The sequence below is a fragment of the Cupriavidus sp. GW822-FHT02D05 genome (assembly GCF_058802485.1).
Genome location: NZ_JBXAOE010000002.1, coordinates 389,185 through 403,175, shown reverse-complemented (window position 1 = coordinate 403,175; position 13,991 = coordinate 389,185). Strand labels below are relative to the sequence as shown.

Genomic DNA, 13,991 nt, shown 5'->3' with positions numbered 1-13,991 from the left:
TTCCGTTTGAATTTGTAAGTTTCTGTAGGCTGAAATCTTCTGTTGAATCATAGGCTTGGCGGTGAAAATGCATGGCCTTCCCGGGCTGTGTTTGTAACAAGCTCGCAGCCACAAGCAAAAAGCCCCACCAAAAATCGGTGGGGCTTTTTGCTGTGCGAGGCGGCCCGGCGAGGCAACCGCGCCGCGTCAGTCCTCGCGGCGCAGATGCGGGAACAAGATGACGTCGCGGATGTTCGGGCTGTCGGTCAGCAACATCACCAGGCGGTCGATGCCGATGCCGCAGCCGCCCGTCGGGGGCATGCCGTATTCCAGCGCACGGATGTAGTCGGCGTCGAAGTACATCGCTTCTTCGTCGCCCGCATCCTTCTGGTCGACCTGCTTGCGGAAGCGCTCGGCCTGGTCTTCGGCGTCGTTCAGCTCGGAGAAACCGTTGGCAATCTCGCGGCCGGTGATGAACAGCTCGAAGCGCTCGGTGATGCCCGGCTGGGTATCCGAGGCGCGCGCCAGCGGCGAGACTTCCACCGGGTAGTCGATGATGAACGTCGGCTCCCACAGCTGGCTTTCGGCGGTTTCCTCGAACAGCACCAGTTGCAGGGTGCCCAGGCCTGCGTTGAGGAATTGCGGGGCGCCGGTATTGATGCCGAACTTCTTCAGCTCGGCGCGCAGGAATTCCGTGTCGGCCAGTTGCGCGTCGGTATATTGTGGCGCGAACTTCTGGATGGCCTGCGTGATGGTGAGGCGATGGAATGGCTTGGACAGGTCCAGCTCGCGGTCCTGGTAGGTCAGCACGGCGCTGCCGCGCGCGTCGATCGCGGCCTGGCGGATCAGGTCCTCCGTGAAGTCCATCAGCCAGCGGTAGTCCGTGTAGGCTGCATAGAACTCCATCATGGTGAACTCAGGGTTGTGGCGCGGGCTCACCCCCTCGTTGCGGAAGTTGCGGTTGATCTCGAACACGCGCTCGAAACCGCCCACCACCAGGCGCTTCAGGTACAGCTCGGGCGCGATGCGCAGGAACATCTGCATGTCCAGCGCGTTGTGGTGGGTGATGAACGGCTTGGCCGTGGCGCCGCCCGGGATCGGGTGCAGCATCGGCGTTTCGACTTCCATGAAGTCGTTGCTGGCCATGTGCCGGCGCAGCGAGCTGATGGCGTTGGTGCGGGCGCGGAAGGTGGCGCGCGTTTCCGGCGACACGATCAGGTCCACATAGCGCTGGCGGTATTTCTGTTCCTGGTCGGCCAGGCCGTAGTAGTCGCCGGGCAGGGGGCGCAGGCTCTTGGACAGCAGGCGCAGCTCGGTCACCGCCACCGACAGCTCGCCGGTCTTGGTCTTCATCAGCGTGCCGCGGGCGGCCACGATATCGCCCAGGTCCCACTTCTTGAAGGCAGCGTACACGTCTTCACCAATCGCATCGCGGCTGATGTAGAACTGGATGCGGCCCGAGCCGTCTTGCACGGTGGCAAAGCTGGCCTTGCCCATCACGCGCTTGAGCATCATGCGCCCGGCGATGGCGACTTCCACCGGGGTGGCTTCAAGCACGGCCTGCTCGGTCTCGCTGTACTGCGTGTGCAGCGCGGCGGCCTGGTGGGTCGGGCGGAAGTCGTTGGGGAAGGCCGGGCCTTGCTGACGCAGGGCCTGGAGCTTCTCGCGCCGTTCCGCGATGATCTTGTTTTCGTCGGCTGCGGCCGGGACGTTGGTCTCGGCGGGAGCGCGGTTGGATTCGGTCATGATGTCTTGGTGAGTCGCTCGGGCCAGGCCCGCGCGAGGTTCATGTATTGCGGATGTCGTCGAGCTCGGTGCTGCCGAAGTCAGGCCGCTCCAGGTACGCAGCGATACGCTGCGCGGTGTCGTCGGCCGAGGCCAGCTGATCGTTGTCCTTGAGGTCGCGGAAGCGCTGCACCTGCGCAAAGTCGGCGTTGCGGATGGTGGCCTGCATGCCGGTATCGACCACGCCCGGCGCCAGCGCTACCGCGCGCACGGCGCGTTCCGCCGGCGCCTGCGCGTATTCGGCGTTGATGGAGCGCACGAACATGTCCAGGCCCGCCTTGCCGGCGCAATATGCGCTCCAGCCTTCGACCGGGCGGCGCGCCGCGCCGGAGGAGATCGCCAGGATCTTGCGCGGGCAGCCAAAGCGCTCGGTGTGCGAGAGGAAGGCCGCGGTCATGGTCATCGGCGTGGCCAGGTTGGTCAGCAGATGCTGCACCAGCGCCGGCTCGCGCAGGTTGGCGATGGGGCCGATCGGATCGATCATGCCCGCGTTCAGGATCAGCGTGACGCTGGCAAGCGTTTCCTCGACGACATCGAGGACGCTGCCAAGCCAGGTTGCCGACGGGCCGGCTTGGGAGAGGTCTTGCAAGTGCCAGGCTACCTTGACGCCGCTGGCGGACGCCGCCCGTTCCAGCTCGGGATTGCGGCTGCGGGACACGCATACCAGGCGGTTGCCCGGTTTGAGCAATGCCTGCGTCAGCGAGGCACCGAGCCCGCGCGAGGTGCCCGTGATGATGATCAGATGCGTTGCTGCGGTCGATGCTGCGGTCATGGTCAAGATTGTCCCGGCAGGTGAGTGGCCGCACCTGCCGCCGCCACACGCCGATCCTTGCCGGGGGCGCGTGGCGGCGGCGTGGCGCCGCTGCGTGGTTACAGCCCTTGCTTCAGGCTGGCTACGATGAAGGGATCCAGGTCGCCGTCCAGCACCTTCTGCGTGTTGGACATTTCCACGTTGGTGCGCAGATCCTTGATGCGGCTCTGGTCCAGTACGTACGAGCGGATCTGGTGGCCCCAGCCCACATCGGTCTTGGACGACTCCAGCTTGTCGGCTTCGGCCTGGCGCTTGCGCATTTCGTGCTCATACAGGCGCGACTTCAGCATCGACATGGCTTCGGCGCGGTTGCGGTGCTGCGAGCGGTCGTTCTGGCACTGCACCACAATGCCGGTCGGGATGTGCGTAATCCGCACGGCCGAATCGGTCTTGTTGATGTGCTGGCCGCCCGCGCCGGAGGCACGATAGGTATCCACGCGCAGGTCCGCCGGATTGACGTCGACCTCGAACGATTCGTCGACCTCGGGGTAGACGAAGACCGACGAGAACGACGTGTGGCGGCCGCCCGACGAATCGAACGGCGACTTGCGCACCAGGCGGTGCACGCCCGTTTCCGTGCGCAGGTAGCCGAACGCGTACTCGCCCTCGACCTTGATCGTGGCGCTCTTGATGCCCGCGACGTCGCCTTCCGACTCTTCCAGCACTTCGGCCTTGAAGCCCTTGCGTTCGCAATACTTCAGGTACTGGCGCAGCAGCATCGACGCCCAGTCGCAGGCTTCGGTGCCACCGGCGCCGGCCTGGATGTCGATAAAGGCGTTGGCCTGGTCCATTTCGCCGGAGAACATGCGGCGGAATTCCATGTCGGCGACGATGGCCTCGAAGCCGGAAACGTCGGTCTCGATGGCTTCCAGCGTGTCGTCGTCGCCTTCTTCGCGGGCGAGCTCAAACAGCTCGTCGGCACCGCTAAGGTCGTCCGTGAGCTTGCCGAGCACGCCGACCACGCCCTCCAGCATTTTCTTTTCCTTGCCGAGATCCTGGGCCCGCTTGGGGTTGTTCCAGACCTCGGGATCCTCGAGTTCGCCGTTGACTTCGTCGAGTCGTCCTACTTTGACATCGTAGTCAAAGATACCCCCGTAGATCTTCCGTTCGCGAACGGAGATCAGAGATGGCACCGGAGATGGCGTTGAGGCGTTCTGCTTCCATGATGTTCCTGCGCTTTCAAAACCTTGAATTATAGCGGATCGGGGGCTTTTGCCCCGGCCCTGATCGCGTCTGTTGCGCGATTTCGAACGGTTTGCTCCCTGGAGGGTCTACAGTTGCGGGTGCGTCATGGCAGACTCGAACGCGCCGTCGGCCCAAGGCCGGCCACCCGGCAGGCTTCAAGTTAAGGACAGGGAGGGACGATAAGTACGTGATGAAGCAAAGCAACCACGACAAGACGAACGCGCGGCGCCGCGCGCTTGGCCTGCTGGCCGCCGCTGCTGCGGCGTGCCTGGCCGCCGGCTGCGGCACCCTGGCCAGCGAACCCGCGCCGGATGGCTACTACCGGGTGCAGAGCGGCGATACCTTGTACACCGTGGCCCGGCGGCACAAGCGCTCGGTGCGCGACCTGGTGCGCTGGAACCAGCTGCCCAGCGCGGACCGGATTGAAGTTGGGCAACTGCTGCGGGTCCGCCCGCCGGCTGGCGCCAGCGCCGGCACGGCTGCTGGCAACGGCCCGGTGGCGGTCGGGGACACCCCGCGGGTGGACAACAGCGCGCCGTCGCGCGCGCCCGCCACCAGCATCCGCCTGCAATGGCCGGCCGACGGCCGCGTGACCGCCGGCTACGGGCCACCTGCCAGCAAGGGCCTGCGTATCAACACGGCGCCCGGCAGCGTGGTGCGCGCGGCCGCCGCCGGCAAGGCCATCCACGTTGGCGAGCTGCGCGGCTATGGCATGCTGGTGATCATCAAGCACGACGACAACTGGCTGACGGTGTATGGCAACCTGGACAAGCCCTCGGTCAGCGAGGGCGCGCAGGTAGCCAACGGACAGGAGGTCGGGCGCATGGGCACGGCCGACAGCGAGCTGCATTTCGAGGTACGCAACAACGGCAAGCCGGTGGATCCGGCGGGGCTGCTGCCGTCGCGCGGCTAAGCCACCCGCCAGCCAGGCGCGCTACTGCGCGTGCTCGATCACCATCTGCACCCGCGTGATGCCGTTGAAGGTGTTGTTGTCGAGCCGGTAGGCCACCAGCGCGCTGGCGCCCAGCGACTCCGCATGGTTGAACCAGATCGCGTCGAAGCGCTGGCTGCCGCGCCCTAGCTGCAGCTTCAGATGCTTGCCCTTGAGCACGCTCTGGCGCAGCACGTCGAACTCGCCGCAGAAGGTGGGCGCCGGGAAGCCCTGGCCCCAGACCTGCTGCTCCAGCAGCGAGACGAATTCCGGGCTGAAGCAGGCATCCTCGATGTCGCCATCGGTCTCGATCACCCGCGCCAGCTGCTCGTCGCTCAGCCATTCGCGCCCCACCGCCTCGAACGCTTCCATGAACAGCCCGAAGCTGTCGGCGCTGAGGGTCAGGCCGGCCGCCATGGCGTGGCCGCCAAACTTCTTCAGCAGGCCGGGATGGCGCTTGGACACCAGGTCCAGCGCATCGCGCAGGTGAAAGCCCGGGATGGAGCGGCCCGATCCCTTGATCGTGTCTTCGTCGCCCGGGGCGAATGTGATGGTGGGGCGGTGGTATTTTTCCTTAAGCCGCGAGGCCACGATGCCAATCACGCCCTGGTGCCAGGTGTCGTTGAACACGCTGACGGTAAAGCGCGCGGCCGGGTCCAGCGCGCCCAGCGGGCCTTCCAGGATCTGCAAGGCTTCTTGCTGCATGCCAGCTTCGATATCGCGCCGCTCGCGGTTCATGCCGTCGAGTTCCTGGGCGATCTCCCAGGCGCGGTTGGCGTCGTCGGTCAGCAGGCATTCGATGCCGAGCGACATGTCGGCCAGCCGCCCTGCGGCGTTCAGGCGCGGGCCCACGCCAAAGCCCAGGTCGAAGGTGTTGGCGCGCGTGGCCTCGCGCCCGGCGGCGCGGAAGAGGGCTGCCACGCCGGCGTGCATGCGGCCGGCGCGCATGCGCTTCAGGCCCTGTGCCACCAGGATGCGGTTGTTGCTGTCGAGCTTGACCACGTCGGCGACCGTGCCTAGCGCAACCAGGTCCAGCAGGGTGTCCAGGCGCGGCTGGGTCTGCGCGTCGAACACGCCGCGGCGGCGCAGTTCGGCACGCAAGGCCAGCAGCACGTAGAACATCACGCCCACGCCCGCCAGGTTCTTGCTGGGGAACTCGCAGCCGGGCTGGTTGGGGTTGACGATCACTGCCGCGTCGGGCAACTGGTCGCCGGGCAAGTGGTGGTCGGTCACCACCACGTCGATGCCGAGCGCATTGGCCGCCGCCACGCCGTCGACGCTGGCGATGCCGTTGTCCACCGTCACGATCACATCAGGCTGCTGCTTGGCGGCCAGGGCCACGATCTCCGGGGTCAGGCCGTAGCCGTACTCGAAGCGGTTGGGCACGATGTAGTCGATGCGCGCCCCCAGCATGCGCAAACCGCGCACGCCCACCGCGCAGGCGGTGGCGCCGTCGCAGTCATAGTCCGCCACGATCAGCAGGCGCCGGCCCGCGGCGATGGCGTCGGCAAGGTAGGTGGCCGCGTGGTCGATGCCTTTCATGGCCGCCGGCGGCACCAGGCCGGGCAGCTCGGTGGCGAGCTCGGCCGGCTCGCGCACGCCGCGTGCCGAGAGGATGCGCGCCAGCGTGGGATGCAGGCCGAACCCGGCCAGCTTGCCAGCGTGCTCGGTGGAAAAAGAGCGAACAGCGATTTTTGTCATTGCGGGGTCTTGCGGAAAACCAGGGGATCAGGCGGCATAGGCGAGGTCGGACAGCAGCGCGCGCCAGTCGCCGCGCTGGCCCAGGCCGCGCCAGAACTTGCGCAGGTCGGCGCGGCGCACGGTGAACTCGGCGTAGTGGTTGTCGCCGGACAGCATGAGCGTGACCGCCTGCAACTGCCCGGCTTCGAGGGCGGCCAGGGCGGGCGCGAACCATTCGGCGTCGAGCGTGTGCATGCGCTCGATCCACAGGCCCCAGTCCTGGGCGATATGGGACTCGATGGCGTCGTCCAGCAGTACCATGGCGCTGCCCTGCATCGCCTGGATTGCCTTGAAGCACGGGGGCTGGGGCTGGCATGCCGCGCCGCCGGCCAGCGCCACGCCGCGCAGGAAGGCGTCGCCGGTCAGTACCGTGTCTGCCAGGCGCGGCACCGGCTGCAGGGTGCCGCCGCCGTGGAGCCAGACCGAATTGACGGAGAACTCTCCCGCAGCTTCCCTGGCCTGGTTCACCGGATGGTCGTACCAGGTCATCTGGATTTCGTTCTGGATCCGGCGCCAGTCGCGGGCGCGCTCGCCGGCCTGCATCCACACATCGATATTGCGGCCGGTGGCCCGCAGCGGGCTGGCGGCCACAAGTGGCCCGAACACGGCTTGCGGGATGTACCAGCGCGCCGGGTGCGGTGTTTCAAGCACAATGCCGGATTCCTGCAGCAGCGCCGCCACTGCGGCGTGCAGGGCGGCGGACTCCTCGGCCCGGATATGCAGCTGAGCCGGGTCGATCAGCACCAGGTGGTCGCGCGCGGCATGGATATGCACCGGCTGCAGGCAGGCCCAGGCCTGGCCATCGTCCGCCGTGGCACCGTTGCCGGCGGCGGTCGTGTCGGCCAGGCGCATGTACGGGGCGCTGGGCACACGGGCCGTGTCGAGCCCGGCGCGCCCGGCCAGCCAGCGCTCATGCGGCAGCGCGCGCAGGAAGGGGTCGTCGTGCCGCTCGCGCGGGCCGGGGCTGGCGCGCGTGAGCAACTTTCCCAGCGCCGGCAACTCCAACTGCCGCAGCAAGGCTTCGAGCATGGCGTCGTTACCCCCACCGTCGGCGTCGATCGCGGCGCCGGGCGGGACAGAAAAGGGCACAATCAGGGTCAGGTGCGTCATCATGGTGCCGAGATTGTAAACTTGCGGCTGGCTGGCGGCGGAAATATCGTCCCCGGCCCGGTTGCGACAGTGGCGCGAGCGGCGCCCCGGGTGTGCGGCCAGCAAGTCATCAGCGGCGTCGGCGGTGTGGCGCCGGCGTTTCTCCTTAACAACAGGAACCCTCTTGAACTTTCCTTACGAGTGGCAGATCGGTTGGCGATACACCCGCGCAAGCAAGCGCGCCAGCCGCAACACCTTTATTTCCTTTATCTCGATGATTTCCATGCTCGGCATTGCGCTGGGCGTGGCGGCGCTGATCGTGGTGCTGTCGGTGATGAACGGTTTCCAGAAAGAAGTGCGGGATCGCATGCTCTCCGTGCTGTCGCACATCGAGGTGGTCGGCCCCGGGGCGCTGCCCGACTGGCAGAAGACCGCCGCCGAGGCGATGCGCAACAAGGAAGTGATCGGTGCTGCGCCCTATGTGGCCGCGCAGGCCATGCTGACTCGCGAGGACGCCGTGCGCGGCGTGCTGCTGCGTGGGGTCGAGCCTTCGGAAGAACCCAAGGTTTCCGATATCGGCAAGCAGTTCCGGGGCGGCAGCATGGAGCGCCTGCTTCCGGGCGAGTTCGGCATCGCCCTGGGCAATGAGCTGGCCAACGCGATGGGCGTGCAGGTGGGCGACAAGGTCACGCTGGTGGTGCCGCAGGGCACCATCACGCCGGCCGGCGTGTTGCCGAGGCTCAAGCAGTTCACGGTGGTGGGCGTGTTTTCGTCCGGCCATTTCGAGTTCGACAACGCGCTGGCGCTGATCAATATCCGCGACGCCGAAGCCATGTTCCGCCTCGCCGGGCCCACCGGCGTGCGTTTGAAACTGACGGACATGCAGCGCGCCCCCCAGGTGGCCGACGAACTGGCCGGCACGCTCTCGGGCGAGCTTTACCTGCGGGACTGGTCCAAGCAGAACCGCAACTGGTTTGCCGCGGTGCAGACCGAGAAGCGCATGATGTTCATCATCCTGACGCTGATCATCGCGGTGGCGGCCTTCAACCTGGTGTCCACGCTGGTCATGACCGTGACGGACAAGCAGGCTGACATCGCCATCCTGCGCACCATGGGCGCCCAGCCGAGCTCGATCACCAAGATCTTTATCGTGCAGGGCGTTGCCATCGGCTTTATCGGCACGCTGGCGGGGGTTGCCGGCGGCGCCTTGATCGCCTTCAACATCGATGTGATCGTGCCCTTTATCGAACAGCTGCTGCATGTGCAGTTCCTGCCGCGCGACATCTATTTCATCAGCGAACTGCCCTCGGATCCCCGCGTGAACGACATTGCGACCATCGGTATCGTCTCCTTTGTGCTGTCCATCCTGGCCACGCTCTACCCAAGCTGGCGTGCTGCCCGCGTCAACCCGGCGGAGGCGCTGCGCTATGAGTGAAACCCTGATGCACGCCGCACCGGCCGGCAATGCCGCAGACGCCGCTGGCAAGGCCGGCTCGGATATGCCGGTGCTGCTGGCCGAGGGCCTGACCAAGCGTTTCCGCCAGGGCGGCCTGGACGTGACCGTGCTCAAGGGCGTGGATGTCCGGGTGGATGCGGGCGAGAAAGTCGCCATCGTGGGCGCTTCCGGTTCCGGCAAGAGCACGCTGCTGCATGTGCTGGGCGGGCTCGACAACCCCGACAGCGGGCGGGTCGCCTTGAAGGGCCGGCCTTTCACCGCGCTGCGCGAGAGCGAGCGCAATATCGTGCGCAACCGCGAGCTGGGCTTCATCTACCAGTTCCACCACCTGCTGCCCGAGTTCACCGCGCTGGATAACGTGGCGATGCCGATGCGCATCCGCGGGCTGCGCCAGCCCGAGGCGCGCGCGGCGGCGATGACGGTGCTGGAGCGCGTGGGCCTGGGCGACCGGGCGCAGCACCGGCCCGGCGAGCTGTCCGGCGGCGAGCGCCAGCGGGTGGCGATCGCCCGCGCGCTGGTGGGCGGCCCGGCCTGCGTGCTGGCCGACGAGCCCACCGGCAACCTGGACGACCATACCGCGGGCGGCGTCTACGACCTGATGCTGGAACTGTCGCGCACGCTGGGCACCAGTTTTGTGATCGTGACCCACGACCTCGACCTGGCCAGCCGCTGCGATCGCGTGCTGCGATTGCGCGATGGGCATATCCACCGCGAGCGCTGAACCAGCGGAACCCGCCATGTGGATCGATACGCATTGCCACCTCGACGCCGGCGAATTCGATGCCGACCGTGACACCGTTGCCGCCGCCGCTGCCACGGCGGGGGTGACGGGCATCGTGCTGCCGGCGGTGGCCGTGTCGAATTTTGCCGCGGTGCGGGCGCTGGCGCATCGCCACGCTAGCTGCGTCTACGCGTTGGGGATCCATCCGCTGTGCACGCCGGGTGCGGGGCAGGCCGACCTCGATGCGTTGCGCAACGAGGCGCAAGCCTCGCTGGCCGATCCGCGCTTCGTTGGCATCGGCGAGATCGGGCTCGATTTCTTCGTGCCCGGCCTTGATGCCGCGCACCAGGCCTGGATCTATGCCGAGCAACTCAAGATTGCGCGCGAGCTGGACTTGCCGGTGCTGCTGCATGTGCGCAAGTCGCAGGACCAGGTGGCGGCCCAGTTGCGCCGCATCGGCGTGCGCCAGGGTATTGCCCATGCTTTCAACGGCAGCGTGCAGCAGGCGCGGGGATTTATCGACCAGGGCCTCAAGCTGGGCTTCGGCGGCAACCTGACCTTCAGCCGCGCCAACCAGATCCGGCGCCTGGCGGCGGAGCTGCCGCTCGACGCCATCGTGCTGGAAACCGACGCACCCGACATCGCGCCCGCCTGGCTGTCCGACGACCAGTTCGGCGAGCAGCACAAGGCGCGCAACACGCCTGCCGAAGTGGCCGGCGTGGCGCGCGTGCTGGGCGAGTTGCGCGGGCTGGATGCCGCGCCGCTGGCGCAGGCGATGTGGCGCAACTCCGTGGCGGCCTTGCCGCGGCTGGGCGCGTTCGCGTCAACCATGTTTCCCCCGGCATTGCCTGCATTGGCCCCGGCCGAAACAATCGGCAACCAATCCGTTTCATCCTGACGAGTCTGGCGGCCGGTAACGGCCGTATAAGCAGACGCATCCGATATCCCATCTGCCCGTTGGGGGAGTCCGCATGCGTCTGTTCTTGCTCGCCTTCGTAGCGGGCTGCTGGTGGCTGCAGCAACAAGGCTCGCTGCCGCGTGGCGGCGCGGCGTGGGTGTTGGCGGCTGCCGGGCTGCTGGCGGCCGCGCTCGCGCTGTGCCTGCGCACGCGCCGGCCTGGCTGGGCGCGGGTGGCCTGGATCGTATTGTCGCTGCTGGCTGGTTTCGGCTGTTCGGCGTGGCGCGCCGAGGCTCGTCTGGCAGAGCGGCTGGCGCCTGGGCTGGAAGGGGTCGACCTGCAGGTGAGTGGCGTGGTGGCCGGGCTGCCGGCGCAGGCCGCGCGCGGCCAGCGCTTCGTGTTCGCGCTCGACGATGCGGCGGGCATGCCGCCCCGCGTCTTGCTGGGCTGGGACGATGCCCCGGCCGGCTTGCGCCCGGGCGAGCGCTACGTCTTCACCGTGCGCTTGCGGCAGCCCCATGGCCTGGCCAATCCGCATGGCTTCGATTACGAATTCTGGCTGATGGCGGCCGCGCTTGGCGCCACTGGCTACGTGCGCGATGCCATCGGCGAGCCGCAGGACGCTGTCGGCGAACGGCTCGCGTGGCGGATCGCGCGATGGCGGGCGCAGGTGCGCGATCACGTCTTGCAAAGCCTGCCAGCCGATGCCCGCTTCGCTCCGGTGCTGGCGGCCCTGGTGGTTGGCGATCAGCACGGCATCCAGCAGCGGGACTGGATCTTGTTCACACGCACCGGCATCGGCCACCTGATCAGCATTTCCGGCCTGCATATCACCATGATTTCCGGCCTGTTCTCCAGCTTCGTCCATTGGCTGTGGCGGCATTCGTTCGGGCTCGGGCGATGGCTGCCGCGGCCCTTGCCGCTGTGGTGGCCGGCGCGGCGCGCCGCGCTGGTGGGCGCGGTGATTGCAGCCCTCGTCTACGGCCTGCTGGCGGGCATGCAGGTGCCGGCGCTGCGCACCGTGTCGATGCTGGTGGTGGCGGCGCTGGCACTCTGGAGCGGGCGCACGCCGCCGGCCTCGCTGGTGCTGGCCTGGGCGGCGTTCGTGGCGATCGGGCTCGACCCCTGGGCTGTGCTGTCGCCCGGGTTCTGGCTTTCGTTCGGCGCGGTGGGCGTGATCTTCCTGGCCGCGGCGCAACCCGCCAATCAGTCCGCGCTGACGCGTTGGCAGCGTGTTCGCGCCAGCCTTGCGCAGGCGGCGCGCACGCAATGGTCCGTCACGATCGGGCTGGTGCCGCTGACCTTGCTGCTGTTCCAGCAGGTCTCGGTGATTTCGCCGCTGGCCAATGCGGCGGCGATCCCGCTGGTCAGCCTGCTGGTGACGCCGATGGCCTTGCTGGCGGCGGCGGTGCCCGCGCCGCTGGCGGGCTGGCTGCTCAGCCCTGCGCATCTGCTGCTGCACTGGCTGGTGCTGGGCCTGGAGTGGCTGTCGGCGCCGCCGTGGGCGGTGTGGCAGGCCGCGCGCGCCGGGCCGGCGGCGCTGGCGCTGGCGGTGCTCGGCTCGCTGCTGTTGCTGGCCCCCGTGCCCTGTGGCTTGCGCGCGCGCCTGCATGGCGTGGTACTGCTGTTGCCGATGGTGCTGGCGGGGCGGCAGCCGGTGGCGCACGGGGAGTTTCGCGCCACCGCGATCGATATCGGGCAAGGCACGGCGGTACTGGTGGAAACGCGCTCGCGCGTGCTGCTCTACGATGCCGGGCCGGCTTACGGCTGGGGTGCCGCGCGTGGCGAATTGGGCAACAGCGCCGGCGCGCGGGATATCGTGCCGTTCTTGCGCGGCGCTGGGGTGCGCAGGCTGGACACGCTGGTGATCAGCCATGAAGACGCGGATCATGCTGGCGGTGCGCGCGACATCATGGCGGCGCTGCCGGTGGACAGCCTGCTATCTGGCGCGCCGGCGGGACATCGGCTGCTGGTACCGCCGGCGAGCGCTGCGCACCTGGAAGCGCAGCCCTGCGAGGCGGGGCAGCAGTGGGAGTGGGATGGCGTGCGCTTTGCCATGCTGCATCCCTTGCCGGGCATCGCGCAGAATGCCGCCATCGACAGCAATGCGCGCAGTTGCGTGCTCAAGGTGGCGGGCAGCGCGCGCAGCCTGCTGCTGACCGGCGATATCGGCCGGCGTGACGAGGCGGCGCTGCTGGCACGCCTGTCGACGCAAGACTTGCGCGCGGATTTCCTGCAGGTGCCGCATCACGGCAGCAACACCTCATCGAGCGGCGCGTTCCTGGCCGTGGTGGCACCGGAGGTCGCGCTGTTCCAGGTGGGCTACCGCAACCGCCACCGGCATCCCCGGCCCGAGATCTGGGACCGCTACGGTTCGCACGAGATCGCCCGCTATCGCAGCGACGAGACCGGCGCGGTCCAGCTTACGACGCGCGGCGAGTCTTACGCGCTGCAGGCCTACCGCCAGCACGCGCGGCGCTACTGGCGCGCGGCGCCGCCTGCGCCTCGCTGAGATGCGCGGGCTCGGCCTGCGCGATGCGGCGCTCGCGCAGGTGCGCCTTGGCGCGCTGCAGGCCGGCGGAGACGGTGTCGGCGCGCTCAAGGGCGACGCCCGCTGCCAGCACGTCGCCCAGCACCAGGTGGCAGATGCGCGAGGTCATCGGCGTGTAGACCTCGCTGTCTTCCTCCACGTCCGAGAACACGCAGACGTCCGCCAGCGCGGCCAGCGGCGAGCCGCTGTGGGTCAGCGCCAGCACGCTGGCACCGCTGGCGCGGGCGAGCGTGGCGGCGGCCAGCATGTCCCACGTGCGCCCGCTGTTGGAGACCAGCACGGCCACGTCGCCGGGTCCGAGCAGCGCCGCCGACATGCTGAAGACGTGCGAGTCCGAGTAGGCAACGGTCGGCATGCCGAGGCGGAAGAACTTGTGCTGGATATCCAGGGCGACGATGCCCGAGTTGCCGCAGCCATAGAACTCGATGCGCCTGGCTGCGGCGAGCAGCTGGATGCCATGTTCGATCTGGTCTGCCGACAATGCGTTGCGCACGGTCATCAGGGTGGCGATGGTGCGGTCGAACACCTTGCCAGCGATATCGGCGGGGCGGTCCTCGGCTTTGACGTCCTGGTGCACGAAGGGTGTGCCGCCGCCCACGTTCTGGGCGAACTGGAGCTTGAACTCGCGAAAGCCGTCGTAGCCCAGCGCCGCGCAAAAGCGCGCAATGGTGGGCTGGGATACGCCTGCGCGCTCGGCCAGCTCGGGCATCGACAAGCGGATCACGCTGGCGCCGTGGCGGGCGACATAGTCGGCAAGGCGGCGTTCGGAGGGGCGAAGCGTGTCGTAGACGGCAAGAATTCGGTCGCGCATGGTAGGGCAGGGATGGGCTGTCTGTGCCGGGGAG

At 68.0% G+C, this 13,991-nt stretch carries 11 protein-coding genes; 5 read left to right on the top strand and 6 right to left on the bottom strand.

Going from position 1 to position 13,991, the window contains the following annotated elements:
* Positions 1-186 precede the first annotated feature (186 nt).
* The 3 genes from lysS to prfB form a co-directional block, all read right to left on the bottom strand.
* Positions 187-1,725, bottom strand: a complete 1,539-nt coding sequence (gene lysS, locus AC1RQK_RS04270) for a lysine--tRNA ligase (protein ID WP_043344898.1) — start codon at positions 1,723-1,725, stop codon at positions 187-189.
* A 40-nt stretch (positions 1,726-1,765) separates the two neighbouring features.
* Positions 1,766-2,536 (bottom strand): SDR family oxidoreductase, encoded by a 771-nt coding sequence (locus AC1RQK_RS04265; RefSeq protein WP_416048075.1) that lies wholly within the window; start codon positions 2,534-2,536, stop codon positions 1,766-1,768.
* A gap of 98 nt (positions 2,537-2,634) precedes the next feature.
* Positions 2,635-3,739, bottom strand: a protein-coding gene (gene prfB, locus AC1RQK_RS04260; protein ID WP_458763439.1) for a peptide chain release factor 2 whose coding sequence is annotated in 2 segments (ribosomal slippage) — positions 2,635-3,657 and positions 3,659-3,739 — 1,104 coding nt in all. Because the reading frame shifts where the segments join, the coding sequence is not laid out codon by codon here.
* Positions 3,740-3,950: 211 nt separating this feature from the next.
* On the opposite strand from prfB, the gene AC1RQK_RS04255 reads away from it, so the two are divergent.
* Positions 3,951-4,673, top strand: a complete 723-nt coding sequence (locus tag AC1RQK_RS04255; protein WP_492372686.1) for a peptidoglycan DD-metalloendopeptidase family protein — start codon at positions 3,951-3,953, stop codon at positions 4,671-4,673.
* A 21-nt stretch (positions 4,674-4,694) separates the two neighbouring features.
* On the opposite strand, the gene recJ is transcribed toward AC1RQK_RS04255, so the two are convergent.
* Together recJ and AC1RQK_RS04245 are read right to left on the bottom strand one after the other, a co-directional pair.
* Positions 4,695-6,392 (bottom strand): single-stranded-DNA-specific exonuclease RecJ, encoded by a 1,698-nt coding sequence (recJ, locus tag AC1RQK_RS04250; RefSeq protein WP_492807784.1) that lies wholly within the window; start codon positions 6,390-6,392, stop codon positions 4,695-4,697.
* A gap of 27 nt (positions 6,393-6,419) precedes the next feature.
* Positions 6,420-7,544, bottom strand: a complete 1,125-nt coding sequence (locus AC1RQK_RS04245) for a hypothetical protein (protein ID WP_492807782.1) — start codon at positions 7,542-7,544, stop codon at positions 6,420-6,422.
* 160 nt (positions 7,545-7,704) lie between these two features.
* Here AC1RQK_RS04245 and AC1RQK_RS04240 point away from each other — a divergent pair, with 160 nt between their 5' ends.
* The 4 genes from AC1RQK_RS04240 (at position 7,705) to AC1RQK_RS04225 (ending at position 13,107) form a co-directional block, all read left to right on the top strand.
* Positions 7,705-8,955 carry a lipoprotein-releasing ABC transporter permease subunit gene (locus tag AC1RQK_RS04240; RefSeq protein WP_492807780.1) on the top strand — a complete coding sequence of 417 codons (1,251 nt, stop codon included), beginning with the start codon at positions 7,705-7,707 and terminating at the stop codon, positions 8,953-8,955.
* Positions 8,948-9,697: a lipoprotein-releasing ABC transporter ATP-binding protein LolD gene (gene lolD / locus AC1RQK_RS04235; protein WP_416048080.1), complete on the top strand. Its 750-nt coding sequence runs from the start codon at positions 8,948-8,950 to the stop codon at positions 9,695-9,697. The genes AC1RQK_RS04240 and lolD overlap by 8 nt, the downstream gene beginning before the upstream one ends.
* 16 nt (positions 9,698-9,713) lie before the next feature.
* Positions 9,714-10,595, top strand: a complete 882-nt coding sequence (locus AC1RQK_RS04230) for a TatD family hydrolase (protein ID WP_492372682.1) — start codon at positions 9,714-9,716, stop codon at positions 10,593-10,595.
* A gap of 73 nt (positions 10,596-10,668) precedes the next feature.
* Complete coding sequence (locus AC1RQK_RS04225; RefSeq protein WP_492807778.1) at positions 10,669-13,107, top strand: DNA internalization-related competence protein ComEC/Rec2; 2,439 nt, start codon at positions 10,669-10,671, stop codon at positions 13,105-13,107.
* On the opposite strand, the gene AC1RQK_RS04220 is transcribed toward AC1RQK_RS04225, so the two are convergent.
* Positions 13,019-13,957, bottom strand: a complete 939-nt coding sequence (locus AC1RQK_RS04220) for a MurR/RpiR family transcriptional regulator (RefSeq protein ID WP_416048083.1) — start codon at positions 13,955-13,957, stop codon at positions 13,019-13,021. The two genes, AC1RQK_RS04225 and AC1RQK_RS04220, sit on opposite strands and share 89 nt — an antisense overlap.
* Between the last annotated feature and the right edge of the window lie 34 nt (positions 13,958-13,991).

Coding starts and splice junctions, on each gene's coding strand:
- AC1RQK_RS04255 (WP_492372686.1), top strand. CDS start 3,951: ATGAAGCAAAGCAACCACGACAAGACGAACGCGCGGCGCCGCGCGCTT.
- AC1RQK_RS04230 (WP_492372682.1), top strand. CDS start 9,714: ATGTGGATCGATACGCATTGCCACCTCGACGCCGGCGAATTCGATGCC.
- AC1RQK_RS04220 (WP_416048083.1), bottom strand. CDS start 13,957: ATGCGCGACCGAATTCTTGCCGTCTACGACACGCTTCGCCCCTCCGAA.
- lysS (WP_043344898.1), bottom strand. CDS start 1,725: ATGACCGAATCCAACCGCGCTCCCGCCGAGACCAACGTCCCGGCCGCA.
- AC1RQK_RS04265 (WP_416048075.1), bottom strand. CDS start 2,536: ATGACCGCAGCATCGACCGCAGCAACGCATCTGATCATCATCACGGGC.
- lolD (WP_416048080.1), top strand. CDS start 8,948: ATGAGTGAAACCCTGATGCACGCCGCACCGGCCGGCAATGCCGCAGAC.
- recJ (WP_492807784.1), bottom strand. CDS start 6,392: ATGACAAAAATCGCTGTTCGCTCTTTTTCCACCGAGCACGCTGGCAAG.
- AC1RQK_RS04225 (WP_492807778.1), top strand. CDS start 10,669: ATGCGTCTGTTCTTGCTCGCCTTCGTAGCGGGCTGCTGGTGGCTGCAG.
- AC1RQK_RS04245 (WP_492807782.1), bottom strand. CDS start 7,544: ATGATGACGCACCTGACCCTGATTGTGCCCTTTTCTGTCCCGCCCGGC.